Annotated in this window: 18 protein-coding genes and 1 tRNA gene; 10 read left to right on the top strand and 9 right to left on the bottom strand. The window is 62.9% G+C overall.

Going from position 1 to position 25,231, the window contains the following annotated elements:
• Positions 1-392 precede the first annotated feature (392 nt).
• The 5 genes from IFO71_RS11340 to IFO71_RS11320 form a co-directional block, all read right to left on the bottom strand.
• On the bottom strand, positions 393-4,073 hold the full coding sequence (locus tag IFO71_RS11340; protein WP_192029749.1) for an error-prone DNA polymerase: 3,681 nt from the start codon (positions 4,071-4,073) through the stop codon (positions 393-395).
• 553 nt (positions 4,074-4,626) lie between these two features.
• Positions 4,627-6,051: a Y-family DNA polymerase gene (locus IFO71_RS11335; protein WP_192029748.1), complete on the bottom strand. Its 1,425-nt coding sequence runs from the start codon at positions 6,049-6,051 to the stop codon at positions 4,627-4,629.
• Positions 6,052-6,060: 9 nt separating this feature from the next.
• Entirely contained in the window at positions 6,061-6,855 is a 795-nt protein-coding gene (gene imuA / locus IFO71_RS11330) for a translesion DNA synthesis-associated protein ImuA (RefSeq protein ID WP_192029747.1), read from the bottom strand.
• Between the two features lie 3 nt (positions 6,856-6,858).
• The gene (lexA, locus tag IFO71_RS11325; protein ID WP_192029746.1) at positions 6,859-7,512 is read right to left on the bottom strand and encodes a transcriptional repressor LexA; all 654 of its coding nucleotides are present in this window, start codon (positions 7,510-7,512) and stop codon (positions 6,859-6,861) included.
• 384 nt (positions 7,513-7,896) lie between these two features.
• The gene (locus IFO71_RS11320; protein ID WP_192029745.1) at positions 7,897-8,373 is read right to left on the bottom strand and encodes a TerB family tellurite resistance protein; all 477 of its coding nucleotides are present in this window, start codon (positions 8,371-8,373) and stop codon (positions 7,897-7,899) included.
• A 110-nt stretch (positions 8,374-8,483) separates the two neighbouring features.
• On the opposite strand from IFO71_RS11320, the gene IFO71_RS11315 reads away from it, so the two are divergent.
• Together IFO71_RS11315 and IFO71_RS11310 are read left to right on the top strand one after the other, a co-directional pair.
• On the top strand, positions 8,484-9,950 hold the full coding sequence (locus IFO71_RS11315; protein ID WP_192029744.1) for a WS/DGAT/MGAT family O-acyltransferase: 1,467 nt from the start codon (positions 8,484-8,486) through the stop codon (positions 9,948-9,950).
• Positions 9,947-10,828 (top strand): esterase/lipase family protein, encoded by an 882-nt coding sequence (locus IFO71_RS11310; RefSeq protein ID WP_225444565.1) that lies wholly within the window; start codon positions 9,947-9,949, stop codon positions 10,826-10,828. Before IFO71_RS11315 ends, IFO71_RS11310 begins: the two co-directional genes overlap by 4 nt.
• A 1,112-nt stretch (positions 10,829-11,940) precedes the next feature.
• Here IFO71_RS11310 and IFO71_RS11305 read toward each other — a convergent pair.
• Positions 11,941-12,309, bottom strand: a complete 369-nt coding sequence (locus IFO71_RS11305) for a cupin domain-containing protein (protein WP_192029743.1) — start codon at positions 12,307-12,309, stop codon at positions 11,941-11,943.
• Positions 12,310-12,319: 10 nt separating this feature from the next.
• Positions 12,320-13,195 carry a KPN_02809 family neutral zinc metallopeptidase gene (ypfJ, locus tag IFO71_RS11300; protein ID WP_192029742.1) on the bottom strand — a complete coding sequence of 292 codons (876 nt, stop codon included), beginning with the start codon at positions 13,193-13,195 and terminating at the stop codon, positions 12,320-12,322.
• A 327-nt stretch (positions 13,196-13,522) separates the two neighbouring features.
• On the opposite strand from ypfJ, the gene IFO71_RS11295 reads away from it, so the two are divergent.
• From IFO71_RS11295 to IFO71_RS11270, 6 genes are all read left to right on the top strand, one after another.
• Entirely contained in the window at positions 13,523-14,548 is a 1,026-nt protein-coding gene (locus tag IFO71_RS11295) for an N-acetylornithine carbamoyltransferase (RefSeq protein WP_192029741.1), read from the top strand.
• A gap of 80 nt (positions 14,549-14,628) precedes the next feature.
• Positions 14,629-15,870: an argininosuccinate synthase gene (locus IFO71_RS11290; RefSeq protein ID WP_192029740.1), complete on the top strand. Its 1,242-nt coding sequence runs from the start codon at positions 14,629-14,631 to the stop codon at positions 15,868-15,870.
• Positions 15,870-16,952 (top strand): acetylornithine deacetylase, encoded by a 1,083-nt coding sequence (locus IFO71_RS11285; protein WP_192029739.1) that lies wholly within the window; start codon positions 15,870-15,872, stop codon positions 16,950-16,952. The genes IFO71_RS11290 and IFO71_RS11285 overlap by 1 nt, the downstream gene beginning before the upstream one ends.
• Before the next feature lie 3 nt (positions 16,953-16,955).
• Positions 16,956-18,266 (top strand): acetylglutamate kinase, encoded by a 1,311-nt coding sequence (locus IFO71_RS11280; protein ID WP_192029738.1) that lies wholly within the window; start codon positions 16,956-16,958, stop codon positions 18,264-18,266.
• Between the two features lie 5 nt (positions 18,267-18,271).
• Positions 18,272-19,231, top strand: coding sequence for an N-acetyl-gamma-glutamyl-phosphate reductase (gene argC / locus IFO71_RS11275; protein ID WP_425502889.1), 960 nt, complete (start codon positions 18,272-18,274; stop codon positions 19,229-19,231).
• Positions 19,228-20,535 carry an argininosuccinate lyase gene (locus tag IFO71_RS11270; protein ID WP_192029736.1) on the top strand — a complete coding sequence of 436 codons (1,308 nt, stop codon included), beginning with the start codon at positions 19,228-19,230 and terminating at the stop codon, positions 20,533-20,535. Before argC ends, IFO71_RS11270 begins: the two co-directional genes overlap by 4 nt.
• A gap of 54 nt (positions 20,536-20,589) precedes the next feature.
• On the opposite strand, the gene IFO71_RS11265 is transcribed toward IFO71_RS11270, so the two are convergent.
• Together IFO71_RS11265 and rnd are read right to left on the bottom strand one after the other, a co-directional pair.
• Positions 20,590-20,666, bottom strand: a tRNA-Pro gene (locus IFO71_RS11265).
• Between the two features lie 51 nt (positions 20,667-20,717).
• A complete protein-coding gene (gene rnd / locus IFO71_RS11260; protein ID WP_192029735.1) occupies positions 20,718-21,809 on the bottom strand; it encodes a ribonuclease D in 1,092 nt (363 codons plus the stop codon).
• Positions 21,810-21,941: 132 nt separating this feature from the next.
• Between rnd and IFO71_RS22485 the strand changes: the two genes are divergently transcribed.
• Both IFO71_RS22485 and carA read left to right on the top strand, forming a co-directional pair.
• Positions 21,942-23,831, top strand: coding sequence for an SUMF1/EgtB/PvdO family nonheme iron enzyme (locus tag IFO71_RS22485; protein ID WP_192029734.1), 1,890 nt, complete (start codon positions 21,942-21,944; stop codon positions 23,829-23,831).
• 244 nt (positions 23,832-24,075) lie between these two features.
• The gene (carA, locus tag IFO71_RS11250) at positions 24,076-25,206 is read left to right on the top strand and encodes a glutamine-hydrolyzing carbamoyl-phosphate synthase small subunit (RefSeq protein WP_192029733.1); all 1,131 of its coding nucleotides are present in this window, start codon (positions 24,076-24,078) and stop codon (positions 25,204-25,206) included.
• The last annotated feature ends 25 nt before the right edge of the window (positions 25,207-25,231 follow it).

Genomic DNA, 25,231 nt, shown 5'->3' with positions numbered 1-25,231 from the left:
GCGAAGGCGCAGGCTACGAAGTAGCCGTTGCTGCGTAGCAGCCGACCGAGCGTAGCGAAGGCGCAGGCTACGAAGTAGCCGTTGCTGCGTAGCAGCCGAACAACGCGGCAATCGGCGCAAAGGTCCTCAGGGCGAATGCCCTGCGTAGCCGCGCAGCGGCCGAATGAGGGCCGTGCCAGCGCCGAAAGATGGCGAACACTCTGTTATCTCAACACCATCGGTCGAAACTCTCGCCCCGCTTGGAATTGCCGGATCTTTCGGCGCGACCTCATGAAATATCCGGGTTAGGCCTGTGTCAGTCAGCTGATTCTCGCATTGCCCCGGTACCCGGGTTTGAAGTCGCGCCGGATGTTCCAGCATCAAGTCGCCGGATCAAGAGCGAGCCGCGTGATTCAATGGAAATCCCGCGAACGGGTGTCCAGGCCGTCCAGCATGGCACTGAGGTCATGTAGCCGTCCGGCAATCACATGGATCACCTCGTCTTTCTTCTGCAACACCCCATCGACGCCGAGTAGGCGGGCCTCCAGCAGCGGTCGGCGCTGGCGATCGGCCACCGTGCGCCACACCACCAGGTTCACCAGGCCGGTTTCGTCTTCCAGGGTGACGAAGGTGACGCCTGTGGCCGTGGCTGGCCGCTGTCGCATGGTAACCAGACCGGCCACCCGTACTGGGGCACCATCGCGGATAGCGGGCAGCTCAATCGCCTGCCGCATGCGCCGGGTGCGTAGCTGAGAGCGAATCAGCTTCAATGGATGATCGGCCAGAGTAAGTCCGGTGCTTCGGTAATCAGCGAATGTATCCGCCGCGCGTGAGGGCAGGGGGAGCCTGACCTGAGTCTCATCGACCCGTGTGCCAGCCAGCAGATCTGTATGCCGCTCGCTGCCGGCAATCGCCCAGAACGCCCGATGCCGATGGCCGGCCAGCCGCTTCAACGCCCCGGCCGCAGCCAGCTTTTCCTTTTCGTCGCGACTGAGTTGTGCCCTATCGACCAGATCCTGTACGTCGGCAAATGGACGTAACCAACGCGCGGCAACAATGCGTTCAGCACAGTCCTGACTTAGCCCGCGGATCAACTGAAGTCCAAGGCGTAGGGCGGCAGGGGGAGGAGCAGGTGAAGCCGGCGCTTTCGCGGACACCGGCTTTATAGCCCCTCCCCCCTGGTGGGGGAGGGGGTGGGGAGAGATCGATGCGCACTGATTTTCGCGCGCCGGCTGGTGCCCCGGAACTCCCTCCCCGATGTTCGGGGAGGGCCGGGGTGGGGTTAGGGAGCCGATCTTTGCCTGCCCAGGGGCCTCGCATAGCGAGGTTCCTGGGTAGGGGGAGGAGACGGCGGCAAGCTCCGAATGCAGCAACGGCGGGCCAGGGCCCGCCCTACGCGAATCCTTCTCCAGCGTTGAATCCCATCCGCTAACCAGCACATCCACTGGGCGCACCTCGACGCCATGGCGGCGTGCGTCCTGGACGATCTGTGCGGGGGAATAGAAGCCCATCGGTTGCGAGTTGAGCAGGGCGCAGGCATAAGCCGCCGGGTGGTGACACTTCAGCCAGCTGCTGACATAGGCCAGCAGGGCGAAACTGGCGGCATGCGATTCGGGGAAACCATAACTACCGAATCCCTTGATCTGCTCGAAGATGCGTTCGGCAAATTCGCGAGGATAGCCACGTTCCAACATGCCGCCGACCACCCGTTCGTACCACTGCTCCAGCCCGCCATGACGTTTCCAGGCGGCCATCGAACGACGCAGTTGATCGGCCTCGCCTGGGCTGAAGCCGGCAGCAACGATGGCCAGATGCATCACCTGCTCCTGGAAGATCGGCACGCCCAGCGTACGACCCAGTACCGTTTCCAGAATCGGCGAGGCGTAGTGCACCGGTTCCTCGCCACAGCGCCGACGCAGGTAGGGATGCACCATGTCGCCCTGGATCGGCCCCGGTCGCACGATCGCCACTTCGATCACCAGGTCGTAGAAATTGGCCGGACGCAGCCGTGGCAGCATGGCCATCTGGGCACGCGATTCGATCTGGAACACGCCCAGGGTGTCGCCACGCTGGATCATCGTGTAGGTCGCAGCGTCGCCTTCTGGCACCTGGGCCAGATTGAGGTCGATGTTATGGTGTTGGCGTAGCAGGTCAAGACAGCGACGCAGGCAACTCAGCATGCCCAGCGCCAGGCAATCGACCTTGAGCAGGCCCAGTGACTCGAGGTCATCCTTGTCCCACTGGATGATAGTGCGATCGGGCATGGCGGCGTTTTCCACCGGCACCAGCTGCCACAGCGGCTGCTCGGCGATCACAAAACCGCCGACATGCTGTGATAGATGGCGCGGGAAGCCACGCAGCTCGTTGAACAGGATGAGAAAACGCCGCAGTTCGGGGGAATCGGGGTCGAAGCCGTATTCACGCAACAGGTCGTTGCGCTCCACGCGCGAGTTGCCGCGGGCGAATACACGTGACAGCTGTTCCAGTTGATCCTCGGAAAATCCCAGCACCCGCCCCAGATCGCGTGCGGCTGATTTGCTGCGATAGCAGATCACGGTGGCCGCGAGGGCGGCGCGCTCGCGGCCATACTTGCGATAGATGTACTGGATGACTTCTTCGCGCCGCTGGTGTTCGAAGTCGACATCGATATCCGGTGGCTCATCACGCTCTTTCGAGACGAAACGCTCGAACAGCATGCCGATCCGCTCCGGGCCGACCGAGGTGATGCCCAGGCAGTAGCAGACCACCGAATTGGCCGCCGAACCGCGGCCCTGGCACAGAATGCCTTGTCGTCGCGCCCAGTCGACCACGTCGTGCACGGTAAGAAAGAAGGCCTCATAGCGCAGCTCGGCGATCAGGGCGAGCTCCTTCGCGATCAGCGCACGTGACTCCTCCGGCACGCCCTGCGGCCAGCGCCAGCGGGCGCCGCGTTCAGTCAGCTGTCTTAGCCAGGAGGTTGGGGTTTCGCCTTCCGGCACCAGTTCGTGCGGATAGTCGTAGCGCAGCTTGCGCAGCGAGAACTGGCAGCGGCTGGCGATACGCTGGGTTTCTTCCAGCAGGGCGGGCGAGTACAGCTCGGCCAGGGCATCGATCGCACGCAGATGACGCTCACCGTTCGGGAACAGGGCGAGGCCCACTGCATCAACCCGGCAGTTAAGGCGAATCGCGGTCAGCGCATCCTGCAGCGCCCGCCGTCGCCGCACATGCATGTGCACATCGCCGCTGGCGACCAGGGGAATGTCGTATTGCTTGCCCAGTGTCTGTAAGGTCTGCAGCTTGGTGCTGTCCTGACCGTCGCAATGCAGCTCGACCGCAATCCACAGGCGATCGGCGAAGTGGCGCTTTAGCCAGAAGGCGTCGCCGGCAGTGTGAGGGGGCATGGGGCTCTTGCTCGTTATCCATGAATCGGCCTTGTAACCTTTCGGTTCACCGAGCTTGCGCTTTGCTCCCCTCTCCCCTGGCAGGGGAGAGGGGGAGATGTGTTGGGCCTCCCCCTCTCCCCAACCCCTACCCAGGAACCTCGCTATGCGAGGCCCCTGGGCAGGCAAAGATCGGCTCCCTAACCCCACCCCGGCCCTCCCCGAACATCGGGGAGGGAGTTCCGGGGCACCCGCCGGCGCGCGAAAATCAGTGCGCATCGATCTCTCCCGCGGAGGGGAGAGGGGCTTGCAACGGCTTCGATCCAAGGTCGTTGTGTCGTTAAGGGCGGGGGCTAACCACAAACAGCACAGCCCCTGTGTGCCGACGTGACTCAACATGTCTCGTGACAGTCGGTATTCCCCTTTCTCGGCGGCTCGTCGCGCCGTGGTAATCAGCTCGCACAGCCGCGCATAGCCGGCCTGGTTCTCGCACAGCAGCACCAGCTTCAGGCCATCGTCAAAGTTGAGTTCGCTGCCAACGATCAGTGGAACGCCATGCTTTTCGCTGGCTTCCAATGCGCGCACGATACCGGCCAGTGAGCATTCGTCGGTGATGGCAAGATGCCGATAGCCGAGTGCCTTGGCCCGGGCGAACAGCTCATCCGCACTCGAGGCGCCGCGTCCGAAGCTGAAGTTGGAAAGGCAGTGAAGCTCGGAGTAGGGAAGCGGCTTCATATGCTTCGCTTCGCTGATGCGTTCTTGCGCCCTCGCCAGAGTGCGCTGGGCATTGCTGCGCTCAGCGCTAGCCTACGCTGGCGTGCCCTGGCGTCGGTGGGCGACACGCCCACCCTATGGGCTGGTGCTGAGAGACTTCCGAATCCCGAGACACGTCGCTCAGCTTTCACCCCCTTGCGGGGTGGGTTGAGCTTTCGAGCAGTATGGCGGCGAGCCGACGAACGCCGTCGCGCATGCAAGCACGGTGGTCGGGGTATGGGCTGGGGGAGAGCAAGCGCCGGCCGGTTCAAATCCCCCTCTCCCCAACCCCTCTCCCGCGAGGGGATAGACCGATGTGTGGCGATCTTCGCCGTACCGGCTGGCGCCCCGGAACTCCCTCCCCAATGTTAGGGAGCCGATCTTTGCCTGCCCAGGGGCCTCGCATAGCGAGGTTCCTGGGCAGGGCTCTGCAGTGACTGTTGCTCAATTCGGAAACATCAAACCCGAATAAGGTGGGCCTTTGGCGCACCAAACGGGGTGTTTGAGTGGGGCCGGACCGGTGGCGCATGGCGGCTTACCCAAACCATCCCTGCAACATCCACGGGCCTTGGCTGCCGGCCTCGCGGTATAGCCAGGCCAGCTGGCCGTTATCGAGTTCGGCGATCACATAGTCGCGGCGCATGTCATCGCCATCCCACCAACCGGTTTCGATCCGCTCGACATCCTCGACGGTGCGCAGAATCGAGTGCCGCAGGGGCAATGGTCGAGACAGCAGCCAGAGCGGTCGCGGCGGTGTCGTGCGATCTGCGGTCGGTTCTTTCTCATAACATTCGGTTTGCGCTGAAAGCCGCCAGGCGCGCTCGGGGCGGTGGTCGGGGTTGATATTGAGATAGCGAATGGCCTCTTGCCCAAGCCGCGCCTGCAGACGCTCGCTGAGCGCATTCCAGTCGAGTTCGCCACGCGGCAGCGGGTCGAACAGGTCGCGCCGCTCAGGTACGAAGGGCGGCAGGTGCTCGGCATGCAGGCTGAGGCTGCGCAATGGGCCAGGCAGGGGGCTACGCTCAAGTTTGCCGCGTGCCGCTTCGAACAGAGCCTGGGCGTCACGTTGTGGCTGCCTGAGGCCAATCTGGATCGGCGTGGCCGGCATATCGTCGTGGCCGCAGAGCAGCATGAACTCCAGCACACCGCCATCGCGGGCATTCAAGTACGCCGCCAGCTCACGGCACAGACGCTGTAGGGGAAAGCCAAGGCCCTCCAGGCTTTCGATCTGGCCATCGAACTCGATCAGCCGGTCGAAGCGATCCGGCGGCCGATACAGGGTTTTCGGATCGGGCCGTTGGCCGAGCAGGCGATCCAGCCAAACGCCAAGTTCAGGGCCAAAACGACGCCCCAGCTCCGGCCGTGGCGCACGCATCAATTCGCCAAGCTTTCGCCAGCCGACGCTATGCAGCTTGTGCTGCAGTTTGTCGTCGAGGCCGGTATGGGTGATCGGTAGATCAGTCAGTGCATTGCGCAGCTGCTCCGGGCTGGAGAGGGCAACATCGAGCCCGGCCTGAGCCATGCGCTCGGCGCCCAGTGGGGTCGGGGCTACGGCCAGACAATGCGCATGTTCCAGCGCACGCAGACCTTCGACCAGCATGGTGCGCAGCCTCGGCCAGCCACCGAACAGGTTCAGGCTGGCGCCGACTTCCAGCAGCAACGCATCCGGCCCGCGCAATACCACCTGGCTGCTGAAGCCATAGGCCCAGGCGGCCAAGGTGGAAAGCCGATCGACTTCGGCCTTGATCTGTCGCTTCTGAACTTCGAGCTGCGCCGCCAGTGCGCGGGCTTCGGCCAGGGTGTGGCCCGATCTAACGCCTAGTTTCCGCGCCTTGCGGCAGGGCAGCAGCACAACAGGCCGCTGACTTGGCCCATCGATGACCGCGCGCGGTAACTCGGGCGGGGTGCTGAAGGCAACCTCCAGAGGCAGTTGTGGCAAGGTGATGGCGGCCCAAAGCATGGGTCAGCCTCACGCCGGCACGCTGGGAATGGGGAAGGGGAGGATGTTGCTGCTGTGCGGGTGCTCAACGCTCCTCCCCTTGTGCTGCGCACCGGAGTGGCAGGAGACCAGCGAGACGCTCCCTGGCCGCGGCTGCTCCTCCAGCGTCGGCAATACATCACGTTGCGGCGCGGGCATCGACAACGCCTTGATCGCCGCTGAAACGGGCAGTGCAATCGGTTTGACCGGTGCCACTGCGCCGCGACATTTCAGCACCTGCAGACGGTCACGCTCGATTTCGATTCGCAATGCTGCCGGGCTTGGGTTGCTGGCATGCTTGGCCGGGCGGAACAGCCAGGCCAGACTGCGGCCGCTTTCGGCGGCGACCTGCAAGCGGCGCAGCGGGCGCTCATCGCCGCCGCCGTGCCAGAGCAGCACGCCGGCCAGGCATCCGGCACGCAGGCATTGTTCGGCCGTCCATAGCACGCGATCGCCGGGCGGCGCGAGCCAGATCAATCGCGATAGCGGCAGCCCGGCCTGATACAGGGCTGGCGCATAGGGCAGATAGGGTGGATTGATCAGGGCAATGGGCTCCTCGGCCATCGCCACACGCAGCGCCGGTAGCATCCAGCTCAACTCGCCGATGCCATCCTGGGCGTGCAGGATCTCGGTCAGGGCGCCGCGGGGAAAGCCGCCCCAGGGCAGCGCCTCGTCCAGCTCAGTCAAACCCGTGGTTAACGCATCGCGCTGTTCGGCCAGCGACTGCCCGCCGCGGAACAGGCGGTTATCGCGCAGCAGCAGTTCGTCGACGGTTACGCTATCCATAGCTCATCCACGCCGAATGCTGCCCACGTACAGGCCTTCGATGGCGAAGTCGTTGGCATCGAGCGGCACCTCGATCGGCGCATACGCTGCATTGGCCGGCAGCAACTGCAGCCGGCCGGGGAGGGTGTGCAAACGCTTGACGGTGATTTCGCCTTCCAGCCGGGCGACCACGATTTGTCCGTTCAGCGCCTCGGGACTGCGGCGCACGGCGATCAGATCGCCATCGAAGATGCCGGCCTCGATCATGCTGTCGCCCTCGACCCGCAGCAGAAAATCCGGCTTTGGTCGGAACAGCGTCGGATCGAGCGCAAAGCGGCCCTCGATATGCCCCTCGGACAGAATCGGCGCACCCGCTGCCACCCGCCCCACCAGAGGTAGCCATAGCGGCTCAGGATTGGCGGCGCTGGCCTTTGCTGGTCGCCTCGCCGAACCGGTGCTCAGCAGGCGCAGCCCGCGTGCCTTGCCCGGCAGCAGCTCAATCGCCTGCTTCTCGGCCAGGGCCTGCAGATGCTTACGCGCCGCATTGATCTGGATCTCGAACGCGGTTGCCAGCTCACTCAGCGTCGGCGGCAGGCCGTGCGCTACCTGATGCTCACGCAGGAAATCGAGGACGGCCTGCTGGCGTTCGGTAAGGGCGGTGGAGCGGGGTGGTTTCATGGTGTAAAAAATTACACCTATGGCGTCTCTCAAATGCTGAGACGCCCCCGCGATGGATGCCTGGAGTACAGGTGCGGTTTACCGCACCAACGGGGCGTCTCGATTCCTCGCCGCGGCAGAACTTGGCGAACGCGGTGCGCCAAGGCGCACCCTTCTATGAGTATTCGGTTGTCAAGCCGTCATTGGAATCTCAAGTTGTTTTGTTAACCGTTCTCTCGTGGCGTCTCGGTGCTTTGCTCGTGGGCGTGAATCACGCCTCACCACCTTCATATCCGCCATCAGGCACACTGTTGTCTGGGTCGTCGACATCTCGGTATCTCCTCTGTGATGGGAAGAGATTCCAGTGTCGGCGACCCTTTGCCCGACTCATAGGGTCTATACGTTCTACTTGGTATGCAACTTAGCCAGCCGCTTGTCCAGCTCGCTGGGGTCGAAGCCAAGCTCGACGGTGGCGGTTTCCAGGAACTGACGTTCTTTCGGGCGCAGGCGCTCGTCGGCGGCGGCCAGATGCAGCAGGGCATCGTACAGTCGTTCGCATTCTTCCGAGCCGGGCTTGTGCACTTCGCGGAAGCGCTTGAACTCGGTGCTCAGGTCGATCTCGCGATTGCGGCCATGCTGCAGGGCTTCGGACACCAGCTCGCGTTCGCGCATGTTGAGGTTGAGCTCATCCATCTTGTGATTGATGAAGTCGGCCTCGTGACTGGTGATCAGGCTGTCGAGCTTGGCCAGATAGCCGAGCAGACCGAACAGCACTTCCAGGGTCAGCTTGCGCTCGGGGCTGACTTCACCACCGCCAAACAATCCACCCAGCATGTGGCCCAAGTCGCGCAGCATGCCGCTCATGCCTCCCTCAGTACTCATAGCGAGTCTCTCCAGACAGTGGTTGGGTGCCTTGGCAGGATACGCCAGCTGAGTGGCAATGGATGCATTTCCGGAGAGGATTTTCTGCGTCATTCTGGCGAAATGACGCAATGCAACATGTTGCGAATCAAACCATTGGCTATGCTCAGCCTGACCGATTGCCGGAGTGGGATGGATTGGCCACGAGAATCAAGCCGTTGAGCGGGCTGGACGCCCTGTTCCTCTACCTCGAATCGGGCGGTACGCCGATGCACGTGGCCAGCGTGATTCGGGTAATTCCGCCCAAGCGCGTACGCCAGTTCGCCGAGGTCTTGCGCCAGCATCTGATGGCCAGACTGGAGCCGCTGCCGGTGGTACGACGGGTGCTGGAAGAACCACCGATGGCGCTGGGGCATCCGGTATGGCGCCAATGTGAGGCAGTCGACCTCGGCAAGCACATCCGCATTCGAAAACTGCCGCGGGCTGGCAGCGAAAAGCAGCTGGCCTCCTTGATAGGCCGGCTGCATGCGCAGCCGATGTCGCGCGAGCGGCCGCTATGGGAAATCATCATCATCGATGGCCTGGCCGACGGCTCGGTGGCGCTGTACATGAAGTCTCACCATGCCCTGGTCGATGGTCAGGCCGGCATGCAGCTGACCCAGGCCATTCTCGATATCGAGCCCAAGCCGGCACAGATACCCAGCGGGCAGACCTCGACCGGCAAGGCGCAGCCGAGCAAACCGAATGATCTGGCCAAGGCGGCGCTGCGTGCCGCGGCCGATCAGTTCGGCCACATTCTGCGCGGCGTGCCCGACGGCTGGCGACAGCTGCAGGGTGGGCTGGGTGAGGGCAGCGTGTGGAAGCGCTTGCGCGACAGCGTCTGGTTGGCGCCACGCACGCCCTTCAATGTCACCATTGGCGACAAGCGGCGCTGGGCGTTCACTTCGCTGTCGTTGTCTCAGGTGAAGCGCGTAGCTAAGAATTTCGAAGCCAGCCTGAACGATGTGGTGATGGCCCTGGTGGCCGACGCGCTGCGCGGTTACCTGATTCGTCGCCGTTTACTGCCCGACGATGCCTTGATTGCCGCCATGCCGGTGTCGCTGCGCAGCGAGGGCCAGGAAGGCGGCAACGAGGTGTCGATGGTGCAGTGTCCCCTGGCCACCGACCTCGACAGTCCGGTGGAACGACTGCGCGCCATCGTGGCGGCGACGCGCGAGATCAAGGGGCGGGTGAATGCTTTCCGCGGCCTGATTCCGACTGATTTTCCAGGCGTGGCGGCGCCGATCTGGGTCTCGGGTCTGAGCCAGCTGTGGAAACGCGGCAAACTGTCCGAGCGACTGCCGGCCCTGGCTAATCTGGTGGTGTCGAACGTGCCGGGGCCGCGTGTGCCACTGTATATCGCTGGCGGCGTGATCAGCCATTTTCACCCGGTGTCGATTGTCACCCACGGCCTGGGGCTCAACATCACCTTGCTCAGCTATCAGGATTCGCTGGAATTCGGCATCGTCAGCGCACCTGAATCAATGCCGAAGCCGGAACTGATCTGCGACGGCCTTCACGCAGCGCTGGCCCGCTTGATGCAAGAGTGTGAAACATGAGTGCAGTGATGCGTCCACCGTCGAAACAGCGACGCTCCAAAAGGGGACGCTCACACGCTGCGCCGGCCCAGGCTTCCGGCAGTCGACGAGCAGCCGAATCGGCGCGTGAAACACTGGTGATGAATGCGCCGCCGTGGTGGTTGCTGGCGCTGGAAGGGCGGGCGATCTTCGAGTGGGGCGCCTGGTTGTTGAGCCAGCCCTGGTTCGACAAGGCGCCAGCCGGCGATGGTCATCCGGTGATGGTGTTACCCGGCTTGCTGGCCTCTGATCGCAGCACCTGGCCACTACGCAAGTTTCTTTCCGACCGTGGGTTCGTCGCCTATCCCTGGGAGCAGGGCACCAATCGCGGCCCAGTAGCCGGCCTGCATCACCGGCTTCGTGATCGGGTGGCACAACTCGCCGATCAGCACGGCAGCAAGGTCAGCCTGGTGGGGTGGTCGCTGGGCGGACTGATGTCGCGTGTGCTGGCCTGGGAATGCCCCGATGAAGTGCGCGCGGTGGTGACGCTGGGCTCGCCGCTGTCCGGGCATTCCGGCGCCACCAATGCCGGTCGCGTGTTCCAGTGGGCCAATGGTAAACATCCGCATGACCCGGAGCTGCAATCGATGCTGGGCGGACACCCGGAGTTGCCGTTAACCTCAATTCTGAGTCGCGGCGATGGCGTGGTGCATTGGCGTGCCAGTCTGGTGCCGGCCGGTCCGCTGAGTGAAAACATCGAGATCGTCGCCAGTCATCTGGGCCTCGGCGTGAACCCGGTGGCCCTGTGGGCCATAGCAGATCGTTTAGCCCAACACCCGCAGCGCTGGCAGCCGTTCGACTTTTCTGGCTGGCGCAAGGTGTTTTACCGCAATCCGAGCCTGGAGCCGTTGTTCGGCTGATGTCGGGTGTGGATCGAAGGGATGGCTTCGACGAGCTCAGCCAGCGTGCCGGTGCGCACCCTGAGTTCGTCGAAGGGTGCCTGTTCGGAGCATTGAACGCGTGCTTGCGGGCTGTTGGGTGGAGCCACAACACATCGCTCCGCTTTGGCTGGCTTCGACGAGCTCAGCCAGCGTGCCGCTGCGTGCCCTGAGCTCGTCGACGGGTGCCTGTTCGGAGCATTGAATGCGTGCTTGCGGGCTGTTGGGGGTGGAGCCACAACACATCGCTCCGATTGGGCTGGCTTCGACGAGCTCGGCTAGCGTGCCGGTGCGCACCCTGAGCTCGTCGACGGGTGTCTGTTCGGAGCATTGAATGCGTGCTTGCGGGCTGTTGGGGGGTGGAGCCACAACACATCGCTCCGCTTGGGCTGGCTTCGACGAGCTCAGCCAGCGTGCCGCTGCGTACCCTGAGCTCGTCGAAGGGTGCCTGCTCGGAGCATTGAATGCGTGCTTGCGGGCTGTTGGGTGGCGGCGACGCAACACATCGCTCCGCTTGGGCTGGCTTCGACGAGCTCAGCCAGCGTGCCGCTGCGCACCCTGAGTTCGTCGACGGGTGCCTGTTCGGAGCATTGAATGCGTGCTTGCTGGCTGTTGGGTGGAGCCACAACACATCGCTCCGATTGGGCTGGCTTCGACGAGCTCAGCTAGCGTGCCGGTGCGCACCCTGAGCTCGTCGACGGGTGTCTGTTCGGAGCATTGAATGCGTGCTTGCGGGCTGTTGGGGGGAGCCACAACACATCGCTCCGCTTGGGCTGGCTTCGACGAGCTCAGTCAGCGTGCTGGTGCGCACCCTGAGCTCGTCGACGGGTGCCTGTTCGGAGCACTGAACGCGTGCTTGCGGGATGTTGGGGGGGCGCAACACATCGCTCCGCTTGGGTTGGCTTCGACGAGCTCAGCCAGCGTGCTGGTGCGCACCCTGAGCTCGTCGAAGGGTGCCTGTTCGGAGCATTGAACGCGTGCTTGCGGGATGTTGGGGGGTGGAGCCACAACACATCGCTCCGCTTGGGATGGCTTCGACGAGCTCAGCTAGCACGGGGTGCATGAGTTGCGCGGCGCTTCAGACTTCAACAGGTTCATTCAATCTCGTTCTCCCGGTCCCCCATGGTCCAGGGCGCCGAAATCACCAAGAAACGAACGTCCTGGGTCTCGCTGTGGTTGTGGAACCGATGCCACTGGCCGGGCGGTACTTCCAGCGCCTGTCCCGCCAGCAGCTTCACCGTGTGGTTGTCAAAAGCGATGCTGGCCTCACCTTCCAGCAGATAGAAGAACTGTCTTGCTGCGGCGTGTCGATGGCGCTGTTCGCCTAGGCCGGGCGGTACGCGCTCTTCGATGATCGAGATATCCGGTCGATTGAGCAGACGCCAGCCATCGCAGGCCTCACCCCAGCGATAGTGCGGGCTGTTGTCGCAGCTGATGGCCTGGTGACAACGCGCATCACTCATCGTTGCGTGCTCATAGACGACGGGTGCCGAAGGTATCGCAGCGGGCAAAGTCGCCAGTTTCGAATCCGATCTTGAACCAGCGCACCCGTTGCTCGGCGGAACCATGGGTGAAGGAGTCGGGTACTACGGTGCCGCGCGCCTGCTTTTGCAGTTGGTCATCACCAATCGCGGTTGCGGTGCTCAGCGCTTCCTCGATATCGCCGGCCTCCAACCAGTCGTGGCGCGCTTGCGCGTGGTGCGCCCACAGACCAGCGAAGCAGTCGGCCTGCAGTTCCTGTCGCACCAGCAGTCCGTCGGCGCCTTCAACGTTCTGGCCGCTGCGACGTGCCTCGACCACCGGCCGACTGGTACCGGTCACCGTTTGCACGTGGTGGCCTACTTCGTGGGCGATGACGTAGGCTTCGGCAAAGTCACCGCCACCGCCGAGCCGCTTGTCCATCTGGTCGAAGAATTCGGTATCCAGATAGACCTGTTTGTCGCCCGGGCAATAGAACGGACCGACGGCGGAGCTGGCGGCGCCGCAGGCCGAACGCACCTGGCCTGAAAACAGCACCAGGGTTGGGGCGGGGTAGGTCTGGCCGCTTTGCTGGAAGATGCGCCCCCAGACATCCTCAGTTTCACCGAGGATGGCCGCAATGAACCTGGCTTCCTGTTGCGCCTGCGGCGAGGTGGGCGGTGCCGAGGACGACGACGAGCCTGCTGATGTGCCGCCCTGTTGCGTAAGCAGGCTCAACATCTCCACCGGCGATACGCCCATGAACCAGCCTACGATAAGCACCAGGGCGATGCCGCCCAGCCCCATCTTGGGCAGGCCACGCATTGCCGGAGCCCGCTGCCCACGACGGTCTTCCACGTTCTGACTTTGCCGTGCGCGTTGCCACTTCATGGTGTTTCCTCAGGCGAGCAGGGGAAGCCCATTTTGCACATTCGCGTCAAAGCATCCATCACGCGGCTGAACGGTCAGGCCGCGCCTGTTGCATCGCAACACGTTCCGATGCACACTCGGCGGCCATGAACCTGTACTCCGCTCCCGCTGTCGTCAGCTCGGCCCGCCTCGCGGCCGGCATGACTTCGCGCGCGCGCCGACGCTCACTGCCCGATCTCGCTGGGTAGACGCGACGCCGGTTCGTGTCTTGACGAAACCCAGCCTTGTGCTGGGTTTTTGCGTTTCTGGGCCCTCGAATTCAACTAAAACGCTGGCTGGAGTCCCTCAATGTCATCTCCGATCAAACACTTTCTCAACACACAGGACTGGAGCGTTGCCGAGCTCAACGCCACGCTGGATGAGGCAGAGGCGTTCAAGCGCTCCAAGCTGGGCAAGCAGCTGGAGGGCCGCTCAATCGCCCTGTTGTTCTTCAACCCATCGATGCGCACCCGCACCAGCTTCGAACTAGGCGCCTGGCAGCTGGGCGGCAAGGCGATCGTGCTGCAGCCGGGCAAGGATGCCTGGCCGGTCGAGTTCGATTTCGGCACGGTGATGGACGGCGAAGCCGAAGAACACATCGCCGAAGTGGCCCGAGTACTGAGTCGCTATGTCGACATGATCGGCGTACGCGCCTTCCCCAAATTCGTCGATTGGTCGGTCGATCGCCAGGACAAGGTGTTGAACGGCTTTGCCAAGTACGCCACCGTGCCGGTGATCAACATGGAAACGATCACTCATCCCTGTCAGGAACTGGCCCACGCCATGGCCCTGCGCGAGCGCTTCGGCAAGGATCTGCGCGGCAGGAAATACGTGCTGACCTGGACCTACCATCCCAAGGCGCTGAACACCGCGGTCGCCAACTCAGCTCTGACCATCGCCACCCGGCTCGGCATGGACGTCACTTTGTTGTGCCCAACGCCCGACTACGTGCTGGATGAGCGCTATATGGACTGGGCTGAGCAGAACGTGGCCGAGTCCGGCGGCGCACTCACCGTCAGCCATGACATTGAGTCAGCTTACAAAGACGCCGATGTGGTCTATGCCAAGAGCTGGGGCGCACTGCCGTACTTCGGCAACTGGGCGGACGAAAAGCCGATCCGCGATCAGTACAAGCACTTCATCGTCGACAGCACCAAGATGGCCCTGACACGCAACGGTGTGTTCAGTCACTGCCTGCCACTGCGTCGCAATATCAAGGCCACCGACGAGGTCATGGACTCACCGGCCTGCATCGCCATCGACGAAGCCGAGAACCGGTTGCATGTGCAGAAGGCCGTGATGAGCGCGCTGATGCGCGCGCAGCACGGCCTGTGATTCGTGATTGGTGATTGGTGATTCGCCAAAGCGGGTTGCCGACACGCCGAACCTTTCTACCTAAAGCTATGAGCCTCAATATGTCAGACAACGCGCAACAAACCAATCACCAATCACCAATCACCGATCACGGCTCCAACAAAGCCGTCCTCGCCTTTTCCGGCGGTCTCGACACCAGCTTCTGCGTACCGTATTTGCAGGAGCAGGGTTATGAAGTGCACACGGTGTTCGCTGATACCGGGGGTGTCGATGCCGAGGAGCGTGCGTATATTGAACAGCGGGCCAAAGAGCTGGGTGTGGCCTCGCATGTGACGGTAGATGGTGGGCCGGCGATCTGGGAGGGCTTTGTCAAACCCTTTGTCTGGGCCGGTGAGGGCTATCAGGGGCAGTATCCGCTGCTGGTGTCGGACCGCTATCTGATTGTCGATGCGGCCCTGCAACGTTGTGCGGAGCTCGGAACCAAGATCGTCGCCCATGGCTGCACAGGCATGGGCAATGATCAGGTGCGTTTTGATCTCGCGGTGAAGGCCAAGGGCGACTACGCCATTCTGGCGCCGATCCGTGAGATCCAGAAAGAGCACAAGGAAGTGCGTGCATACGAGCAGGCCTATCTCGAGCAGCGAGGCTTTGGCGTGCGCGCCAAGCAAAAGCAGTACACCATCAACGAGAACCTGCTTGGCGTGACTCTTTCGGGCGGCGAAATCGATCGTTGGGAACAGCCCGGCGACGAAGCGCGTGGCTGGTGCGCGCCGCGCAAAGACTGGCCGGCTGAGCCATTGAAGCTGACGTTGGGCATCGAGCAAGGCGAGGCGGTCAGTCTCAACGGTGAGCGCCTGCCGGGTGCAGCCCTGCTGGCCCGGCTGAACAAGGAGTTGGCGCGCTATGGCGTAGGCCGTGGCATGTACACCGGCGACACCACAATCGGCCTGAAGGGCCGTATCGTGTATGAGGCTCCGGGCCTGTTCGCTCTGCTGACCGCGCATCGGGCGCTGGAAGAGGCGGTATTGAGCAAGCAGCAGAACCGCTTCAAGCCGCTGATGGCGCGCAAGTGGGTGGAGCTGGTCTACGAGGGCTTCTTTAACGATCCGCTGAAGACGGATCTGGAAGCCTTCCTGGCCAGCTCGCAGCGCTGCGTGACCGGAGAGGTCGATCTGTTCACCGCCGGAGCCCAGCTCGATGCGGTGGCCGTGCGTTCCAAGCATCTGCTGCAGGCCAAGGGTGCGACCTATGCCCAATCGGCCGACTGGGGCGTGGCCGAGGCCGAAGGATTTATCCGCCTGTACGGCATGAGTTCGACCCTGTGGGCCGAGGTGAATCGCTGATGCTGGATGACATCCTCCGGCATCTCGACGCCCTTGTCGGTTTCGACAGCCGCAATCCGCCGCGCAACATAGGCACCGACGGCATGTTTGCTTATTTGCAGCAGCAACTGCCGGGCTTTCAGTTCCAGCTGACCGACTTCGGCGCCGGTGCGATAGCCCTACTGGCCACGCGCGGCAATCCGACGCGGTTGATCAATGTACACATGGACACCGTGCCAGACTCGCCGCACTGGACTGCCAGCCCGTTCAAGCTGCGTGTTCAGAACGATCGGGCTATTGGTCTTGGTGCCTGCGATATCAAGGGCGCGGCAGCGTGCTTGCTGGCTGTCGCCGCACGCAGCGAAGGCGATGCGGCCTTCCTGTTCAGCAGCGATGAAGAAGCCAATGATGCTCGCTGCATCGCCGGCTTCTTGGCCCAAGGGCATGCGTTCAAGGAGGTCCTGGTCGCCGAGCCGACCAAGGCTGAAGCAGTGCTGGCGCATCGCGGTATCTGTTCGGTGCTGATGAAGTTCCAGGGTCGGGCAGGGCATGCCTCCAGCCTCGACGCGCTGAGCTCCAGCGCCCTGCATGCGGCGGTGGGCTGGGGCCAGCAGGCACTGGACTTCGTCCGTGCGCAGGAGCATCAGCGCTTTGGCGGATTGACCGGCCTGCGCTTCAATATCGGTCGCATCGAGGGGGGCATCAAGGCCAATGTGATTGCGCCGGCGGCCGAGCTGCGCTTTGGCTTCCGGCCGCTGCCGTCGATGAGTCTGGATCACTTACACCAGCAGTTTCGCTCATTTGTCAGCGAAGCACATCTGGCCTCCTATGAGCAGACCTTCATGGGGCCGAGCTTGCCGGCCGGTGAGGTGGCCGATGCCGAGGCGCGGCGCCTGAAGGCGCGCGATCTGGCCGATGACTGCGGTTTGCCGATCGGTCATGCGGTGGATTTCTGGACCGAGGCCTCGCTGTTCTCGGCTGCCGGCATGACTGCCCTGGTGTTCGGGCCGGGTGACATCGCCCAGGCGCATACCGCGGATGAGTGGGTCGCGCTGGAGCAGCTGAATACCGTCGCCCATCACTATCTTCGAATTCTGAGTTAAGCAATGTCCCAGGAGCTTCGTTCCACCATCGTCCGGCTGCTCTCCAACATGGCGAGCGCCAAGGAAATCCAGCAGTACCTGAAGCGCTTTTCGCAGGTCGATGCCGCGCGCTTTGCCGTAGTCAAGGTCGGTGGCGCCATCTTGCGCGACGATCTCGACGCCCTGGTCAGCTCGCTGGCCTTCCTGCAGCAGGTCGGCTTGACGCCGATTGTGGTGCACGGCGCTGGCCCGCAGCTCGATGAGGAGATGCACAAGGCCGGCATCGAAAAGGAAACCCGCGACGGGCTGCGCGTCACCACGCCCGACGTGCTGCGGGTAGTGCGTCGAGTGTGCCAGCAGGAAAACCTGAACCTGGTCGAGGCGCTGCAGGCGGCCGGCGTCCGAGCCACCTCGATTACCTCTGGCGTATTCGAGTCCGAGCTGCTGAGCCGGCGCAAGTATGGCCTGGTCGGCAAGGTGGTCGAGGTGCACTTGAGCGGTATCGAGGCCGCCATGCACGCACAGTCGATCCCGGTGATCGGCTCGCTGGGCGAAACCCGTGATGGCCAGATCCTCAATATCAATGCCGACTGGGCAGCCAATGAGCTGGTTAAGCGCCTGCAACCTTACAAGATCATCTTCCTGACTGGCACCGGCGGCTTGCTGAATGGTGAGGGCAGGGTGATCGACTCGATCAACCTCAGCACCGAATACGACGAGCTCACCAAGCAGCCCTGGCTGCATTCGGGCATGAAGGTGAAGATCGAGCAGATTCATGACCTGCTGATGCAACTGCCGCCGTCATCCTCGGTATCGATCACCCGCCCGGACGAGTTGGCCAAGGAGCTGTTCACCCATCGCGGCTCGGGCACCTTGGTGCGCCGCGGTGAACGGATTCGGCGTGTCACTCGCTGGGACAAGCTCGACCTCACGAAGCTCACCACGCTGATCGAGTCAGGTTTCGGTCGCAAGCTGGCGCCGGATTATTTCGAAACCACCAAGCCCTACAAGGTCTACGTGTCGGAACACTACCGTGCCGCGCTGATCCTGACCAAGGAAAAGGGCATCGCCTATCTGGACAAGTTTGCGGTGAGCGACGATGCGCAGGGCGAAGGTCTGGGCCGCGCCGCCTGGTCGGTGATGCGCGCGGAAAATCCGAAATTGTTCTGGCGCTCGCGCAACGGCAATGCGATCAATGATTTCTATTACAGTGAGGCCGAGGGCTGCATCAAGGACGCCCGCTGGCACGTGTTCTGGTATGGCCTGGAATCGTTCAACGACGTCAAGTTTTCGATCGAGCACTGTCGCGTGCGTCCGCCGAGCCTGAAAGGATGAACCCGATGAAGCAGTACAGCGTCGGTCTTGTCGGAGCTCGTGGTTATGTTGGCATCGAACTGATTGGCCTGATTGAACGTCACCCGCACCTGCAACTTGGCTTTGTGTCCTCGCGCGAGTGGGCGGGGCGCGCGCTGTCGGCCTTTCTGCCTGGATATGCGCGCAAGCACCTATGCGTTGCGCATTCGCCCGAGCAGGCAGCCAAGGCCGGCGTCGATGTGCTGGTGTTGGCGATGCCAAACAAGGCAGCGAAACCCTATGTGGAGGCGATCGACGCCTTGGCGCCGGACACCTTGGTGCTCGATCTGTCGGCCGACTACCGTTTCGACGGCAGTTGGTACTACGGCCTGCCGGAGCTGACCCGGCTCGCCTGCCGTGGTCAGCGTCGGATCAGCAATCCAGGTTGCTACGCCACCGCCATGCAACTGGCCCTGGCGCCACTGCGCGGCCTGCTGAACGGCCCAGCGCAGTGTTTTGGCGTCAGCGGCTATTCGGGTGCTGGCACCACGCCATCAGACAAGAACAACCCGGCCAAATTGCACGATAATCTGATGCCCTACAGTCTGGCGGGGCATATTCACGAAGCCGAAGTCAGCCGGCATCTCGATCACCCGGTGGAGTTCATGCCGCACGTGGCGGCGCACTTCCGCGGCATCAGCATGACGGTGAATTTCCATCTGAAGGACGCCGCCAGCCGGGATGCACTTTGGCAGCGCTATGTCGAAGCCTATGCGGATGAGCCGATGGTGGAACTACAGGCTGAAGCACCCTGGGTCAGCCGGATCGCCGGTCGCCCGGGCGCATCGATAGGCGGGCTCACGCTGTCGGCCGATGGCCGGCGTGGCATCGTGGTGTGCTGTCTCGATAATCTGCTCAAGGGCGCGGCTTCACAGGCCCTGCAAAACATCAATCTGGCGCTGGGGCTCGACGAGTTTTGCGCTTTGCACGAGGAGACTGCCGCATGAGCGACGCGCCCAAGGATCTGTTGTGGGGCAAGAGCGGCGTGGCGGTCGATGCGCGCATCCAGCGCTTTCTGGCCGGCGAAGACGTGCTGCTCGACCGTCAGTTGCTGCCATATGACATTCGCGCCAGTCGTGCCCATGCCGAAGGTCTGGAGCGGGTAGGCATACTCAGCGCCGACGAATGCGCCGACCTGTGTCGAGAGCTCGATCAGCTGGCGGCAGCGGTGAAGGGCGGCGAATTCGTGCTTGATGAACGTTTCGAAGATGGTCACAGCGCGATTGAGGCGGTGCTGATCGACAAGCTTGGCGATACCGGCCGCAAGATCCATACCGGGCGCAGCCGGAATGATCAGGTACTGGTCGCCACTCGGCTGTGGCTACGCGAGCAGATGAACAGCTTGTTTGGACTGAATGTCGAACTGGCGTCGATTGCCCTGCAGCGCGCCGAGGCCGAGATGATGCTGCCATTGCCGGGCTACACCCATTTGCAGCGGGCCATGGTCTCCTCGGCCGGCATGTGGTGGGCGGGCTGGGCGGAGTCGTTGATCGACAATGCCGGCCTGGCTCAATCGACCGGCGTTTGGCTGGACGCCAATCCGCTGGGTTCGGCATCTGGCTTCGGGGTCAATCTGCCGCTGGATCGTGACTTCACCACCGAGCGGCTCGGCTTCCAGCGCCTGCAGATCAGTGCCACCTATGCGCAGATCTCGCGCGGCAAGTTCGAGTTGCAAGCGTTGTCCGCCCTGGCGCAGAGCCTGCTCGATGTGCGTCGTATTGCCTGGGATCTCAGCCTCTTCCTTAGCGCCGAGTTTGGCTTCTGCTCTCTGCCTGCGCAGTACACCACCGGCAGTTCGCTGATGCCAAACAAACGCAATCCCGATCTGATTGAACTGCTGCGTGCCAGCTATGCGGTGGTGGTCGGGGCGCGCAATGAGATCGAAAGCCTATTGAGTCTGCCTTCCGGCTATCACCGCGACTTGCAGTTCAGTAAGGGCCCGCTGCTGCGCGCCTTTTCCCACGGCCTGGACGCGCTGGCATTGCTGGCCGGACCGGTGCGTGACTTGGTCTGGGACGAGGCCAGGATGCGCGCAGCGATCGATGCCGGCATGTATGCCACCGATCGGGCGATGGACCTGGCCCAGGCCGGAGTGCCGTTTCGGGAAGCCTACAAGCGAGCCGCGAAGATCGATGCCACGGCCGTGCTGCCCAGCCCGGAACAGAGCCTGGGTATTCGACAATCGTTGGGAGCAGCCGGTCAGCCTGCGTTGGAGCGCTTGCACGAACGCTTGGCAAGGTTGCAGCGCTGAGGCATTCGCCGTTGCACAAAGCAGAAGGCCGCCCAAGGGCGGCCTTCTTTGTTTTGGTCGGGGAGACAGGATTTGAACCTGCGACTTCTACGTCCCGAACGTAGCGCTCTACCAGGCTGAGCTACACCCCGAGGTGAGCCGCGCATCTTAATGAGCTTTGCCTCGGCCTGCAACTGCTTTTTTCAGCCGGCATCGTTCAGTAACGGCAACAGCACGGGCTGCAATTGCTGGCGCCGCCAGCCGCCAATGTCCTCCGGCCAGGCGCCGCGATCGAGCAATGCCTCGAGCTTCTTGCGCGACATCAGCAGGCCGGCTGGCAATTGCAAGGATTCAGCCTCGGCGGCCACCGCATCCTGCAGTCGCTTCAGCTGCTGGCGATCTTGCTTGGCATTGCCGGCCGCTTCCAGTCGCGTGTCTTCAGTGTTGGGTTGCACACCGTCCAGCGCCTGCCAAAGTGCCTCGGCAGCGCTGCGCGAGGCGCGACGGGCCGAAGCGATGACCTTGTCGTGAGCGGCGCGCTCACCCGGTCGGGATTGGGCCAACTGCCGCGTTGCTTCATTGTCCAGAATCCAGCCCTTGGGGCGATCGCGCAATCGGCCCTCCACTTCCCGCCAATGCAGAATCTTGCGCCAGCGCGCGATCGACATGGCATCGAGGCGATAGCAGGATTTTGCCTCAAGCTGGATATCGATCTGGTTGTAGCTTTCTTCGGCGCGCCGCAGTGCATCCTGGCAATCCTCATCGAACCAGGCACGAAACCCGAGCTGCTCAAGTCGCGTTTGCAGTGTTTCGAATACCTTTGGTAAGTGCAGCACGTCTTCGGCTGCGTAACGCAGCTGCGACTCCGACAATGGCCGCGCCAGCCAGTCGGAGCGCGTTTCTCCCTTGTCCAGTTCGATGCCGCAGAATTGCTGAACCAGGGCGCGGTAGCCCAGCCCGCTGCCAAAACCTGCGTACGCTGCCGCCAACTGTGTATCGAACAGTTGCCGCGGCAACCATCCAAACCGGTGGCGCAAACACTCGAGATCTTCACCTGGCGCATGCATGACGATCAGCGAGCCTTGCAGGCGTTCCTTTAACGGAGCGCATTCCCGATCGAGACCGGTAGGATCAATCAACAAAGCCTGTTGATCCACGCCCAGCTGCAGCAATCCGAGTTGCGGCCAGTAGGTGCGTTCGCGCACAAACTCGCAATCGCACATCAACGAGCCCGCATCGGGCCAGTGCTGAAACTGGGATTGGATACCGTCGGTGGAATCTAGAATGCGATACATTTGGCCTAATGTGTCATTCAGGTTGCGTGGGGGCAAGGGATGGCCTAACTTGGCCTCGTGCTTCGCCACGCTATGCATGGCGGTGTATCCGGACGTTTTAACCATAACCGGCGCCCAGGCGCAGGAGGAAGTGTGCGTAATTCGGTAATCAAGGGGTTGTTGGCCAGCGCCATCGCGGCGTCGTTGCTCACCGCCTGCGGCAGTGATGAGAAACCTGCAGAGCAGGCCGACCAGGCGGCGGCGGAAACGCCAGCTGCAACCGACACGCCATCCGATGCCAGCGCCACTCCGCCGGCGGAAGAGGGACGCACCCGCGATCTGCGCAAGCGCCTGATGGACTCCACATCGCAACAGGACGAATGGGTGCCCGAACTGGTTGCCACGCCGGGCGAAAGCAGTGCCGACATCCTGCGTCGTGCAGGCGATGCCGAGCGTGCCGGACGATTGGAGCAGGGCGAGAACAACGCCTTGTCGTTGTATCTCTCGGTGCTGGAGCGCGAACCTGACAATGCCGAAGCCAAGGCTGGCGTCGACAAGGTGGTGGCAACGCTGGTCGAGCGCGGCGAGCAAGTGCTGGTGCAGGCACGTTTCAACGAAGCGACTCGCTTGGCCCAGGTGGTCTCCAGGCTGCGGCCGGACGATCCGGCGGTGCAGGCGTTCAAGGCGAAAGTCGACGCAGGACGTGAAATCGGTCTGCTGATCGGTCAGGCCGAGCGTCTGGCTGCTTCCGGCCGCACGGTTGAGCCCGCCGGCGACAACGCGCTGGCGATCTATCGCGAGATCCTGCGCACCAACCCGGGCAATGTGGCGGCGGAGCAGGGCATTGCCAATCTCGAACGCGGTCTGATCGACCAGGCGGTCAAGGCCGCTGAAGGCGGCGACTATGAGCGCGCTCAGACCTTCCTGGCCGATGCCGGCAAGGTCAACCCTGGGTCAAGCGCCGTGCAGAACGCCAGCGCACGCGTGGTTGAGCTGCGTGGCGAGGTCACAGCGCCGCTGGTTGCCGAAGCCAATGCGGCCATTGACGCCAAGGATTTCGATCGCGCCGCCCAGTTGATCGCCCAGATCGAAGCGGTGTCGGCTCAGGCACGTGGTCTGGAGGATTTGCGCCGCAAGCTGCAATCAGCGCGTGATGCCCTGACTCTGAAGCCAGGCCAAGGTTTCAGCGATGCCATGAGCAGCGGTGGCCGCGGCCCTGAGATGGTGGTCATTCCCGCCGGCAACTTCATGCAGGGCTCGCCGGACAATGAGCGCGATCGCAAGAGCAACGAGGGTCCGCAGCGCCGGGTAACGATCGCTCGTCCATTCGCACTGGCCCGCACCGAAATGACCATCGATCAGTTCCGTGCCTTCGTGAATGCGACCGGCTACACGCCGACCTCGACCACCAGCGGCAGTTCGACGGTGTACGACGAACGCACCGGCGCCATGTCGGAGCGACAAGGCGTCGATTGGAAAATGAATCACTCGGGTAACCCGGCGGGCGGCAACTTGCCGGTGGTGCACATTTCCTGGACCGACGCCAAGGCCTATGTCGATTGGCTGGCGAAGGAAACCGGCAAGTCCTATCGGCTGCCGTCGGAATCCGAGTACGAGTACGCGCAGCGCGCCGGATCGAGCAGCATGTATCCCTGGGGCAATGATGAGCCCGATCGCGTCGTCGGCAACCTGACCGGTGAAGACGATCGCTCGGCCACCGGCCGCAAATGGGTCAATGCCTTCGACAACTATGACGATGGCCATTGGGGCCCAGCGCCGGTTCGCACCTTCGAGGCCAACCGTTTCGGTCTCTACGACATGGTGGGCAATGTCTCGGAATGGGTCGAAGACTGCTGGCACGAGAATTACCAGCGCGCTCCGACTGACGGCGCTGCCTGGGTGAATGAGGGCTGCAACCGCCGGGTCATTCGTGGCGCATCCTGGGCCAGCGCCCCGGATCAGGTGCGTTCAGCGGTGCGTCTGACCGCTGGCGCCAGCTATACCAATCCGCGTCTGGGCTTCCGCGTAGCTCGCGACATGTAGTCGAGCGGAGTGATCGCTTCGTGTGAAGGGCCGCGGTTGCGGCCCTTTTCATTTGCCTGAAAGCTGAATCGGCGGCGTAAATTTCGTGACAGGAGAGGGCGCCAACTTGTATCATTCCCGCTCGCCTGACCCCCGATCTGAATAGCTCAACGGACGCGTTGCACTGTCCGTCGCTGCACTGCGAGTCGCGCGCTGCGCTTCGCTGCACGGCTCGTCGGGGTCACCCACCTAACCAGGCGATGCGATGAACCATCCAGCTTATCTTGCCCTGGCCGACGGCACCGTGTTCGAAGGCCTGTCGTTTGGCGCACCCGTGCTTCGTGCCGGAGAAGTCGTTTTCAACACCGCCATGACCGGGTATCAGGAGATCCTCACCGATCCCTCCTACGCACGTCAGCTGGTCACCTTGACCTACCCGCACATCGGCAACACCGGCTGCACCGCGCTGGATGATGAATCCGTCGCTTCGCATGTGTCCGGGTTGATTGTGCGCGAACTGCCGACGCCAGCATCCTCCTGGCGCTCGGAATCGGAACTGCCGGCCTGGCTCGAAGCACGCGGAATTCCCGCCATCGCCGAGATCGACACTCGAAAGCTGACCCGCATCCTGCGTGACCGCGGTGCGCAGAACGGTGCGCTGATGGCAGGGCCTGAGGCCAGCGCTGAGGCGGCTGTGCTGGCGGCACGCGGCTTTCCCGGTCTGGTCGGCATGGATCTCGCCAAGGAAGTGACGGTCAAGGCGTCCTATCCCTGGACCCGCGGCAGCCTTGATCTCGACAGCGGTGAGCAGCTCGAGTCGCAAGGTCTGTATCACGTGGTCGCCTACGACTTCGGTGTTAAGCAGAATATCCTGCGCATGTTGGCCGATCGCGGTTGCAAGATCACCGTGGTGCCGGCCAAGACCAGCGCCGCTGACGCCATGGCCCTGCAGCCCGATGGCATTTTTCTGTCGAACGGCCCGGGTGATCCGGCGCCTTGCGACTATGCGATCGCTGCCATCCGTGAGTTTCTCGAACGCAAGATTCCACTGTTCGGCATCTGCCTGGGGCATCAGCTGCTGGGGCTGGCAGCCGGCGCGCAGACGGTGAAGATGAAGTTTGGCCATCATGGTGCCAACCACCCGGTCATCGATATCGAGACCGGACGGGTGATGATCTCATCGCAGAATCACGGCTTTGCCGTTGATGAGAATTCGCTGCCGACCAATGTGCGCGCCACACATCGCTCCTTGTTCGACGGTTCGCTGCAGGGTATCGCCCTCACCGACGTGCCGGCCTACAGCTTCCAGGGTCATCCTGAGGCAAGTCCCGGGCCGCATGATGTGGGGCCGGTGTTTGATCGTTTCATCAAGTCGATGCACGTTGCGAAGCTCTGAGCTTCGCATTTGCTGTCCGGCGTGG

Source organism: Pseudomarimonas arenosa, from assembly GCF_014841215.1.
Taxonomy (GTDB): Bacteria; Pseudomonadota; Gammaproteobacteria; order Xanthomonadales; family Xanthomonadaceae; genus Pseudomarimonas; species Pseudomarimonas arenosa.
Note: the sequence above shows the minus strand (reverse complement) of the source record. Positions and strands in the feature narration are given on the sequence as shown.

Excerpts from the sequence above, each read along its gene's own strand:
- IFO71_RS11340 (WP_192029749.1), bottom strand. The coding sequence starts at position 4,073 with ATGAAGCCGCTTCCCTACTCCGAGCTTCACTGCCTTTCCAACTTCAGC.
- IFO71_RS11335 (WP_192029748.1), bottom strand. The coding sequence starts at position 6,051 with ATGCTTTGGGCCGCCATCACCTTGCCACAACTGCCTCTGGAGGTTGCC.
- imuA (WP_192029747.1), bottom strand. The coding sequence starts at position 6,855 with ATGGATAGCGTAACCGTCGACGAACTGCTGCTGCGCGATAACCGCCTG.
- lexA (WP_192029746.1), bottom strand. The coding sequence starts at position 7,512 with ATGAAACCACCCCGCTCCACCGCCCTTACCGAACGCCAGCAGGCCGTC.
- IFO71_RS11320 (WP_192029745.1), bottom strand. The coding sequence starts at position 8,373 with ATGAGTACTGAGGGAGGCATGAGCGGCATGCTGCGCGACTTGGGCCAC.
- IFO71_RS11315 (WP_192029744.1), top strand. The coding sequence starts at position 8,484 with ATGCAACATGTTGCGAATCAAACCATTGGCTATGCTCAGCCTGACCGA.
- IFO71_RS11310 (WP_225444565.1), top strand. The coding sequence starts at position 9,947 with ATGAGTGCAGTGATGCGTCCACCGTCGAAACAGCGACGCTCCAAAAGG.
- IFO71_RS11305 (WP_192029743.1), bottom strand. The coding sequence starts at position 12,309 with ATGAGTGATGCGCGTTGTCACCAGGCCATCAGCTGCGACAACAGCCCG.
- ypfJ (WP_192029742.1), bottom strand. The coding sequence starts at position 13,195 with ATGAAGTGGCAACGCGCACGGCAAAGTCAGAACGTGGAAGACCGTCGT.
- IFO71_RS11295 (WP_192029741.1), top strand. The coding sequence starts at position 13,523 with ATGTCATCTCCGATCAAACACTTTCTCAACACACAGGACTGGAGCGTT.
- IFO71_RS11290 (WP_192029740.1), top strand. The coding sequence starts at position 14,629 with ATGTCAGACAACGCGCAACAAACCAATCACCAATCACCAATCACCGAT.
- IFO71_RS11285 (WP_192029739.1), top strand. The coding sequence starts at position 15,870 with ATGCTGGATGACATCCTCCGGCATCTCGACGCCCTTGTCGGTTTCGAC.
- IFO71_RS11280 (WP_192029738.1), top strand. The coding sequence starts at position 16,956 with ATGTCCCAGGAGCTTCGTTCCACCATCGTCCGGCTGCTCTCCAACATG.
- argC (WP_425502889.1), top strand. The coding sequence starts at position 18,272 with ATGAAGCAGTACAGCGTCGGTCTTGTCGGAGCTCGTGGTTATGTTGGC.
- IFO71_RS11270 (WP_192029736.1), top strand. The coding sequence starts at position 19,228 with ATGAGCGACGCGCCCAAGGATCTGTTGTGGGGCAAGAGCGGCGTGGCG.
- rnd (WP_192029735.1), bottom strand. The coding sequence starts at position 21,809 with ATGTATCGCATTCTAGATTCCACCGACGGTATCCAATCCCAGTTTCAG.
- carA (WP_192029733.1), top strand. The coding sequence starts at position 24,076 with ATGAACCATCCAGCTTATCTTGCCCTGGCCGACGGCACCGTGTTCGAA.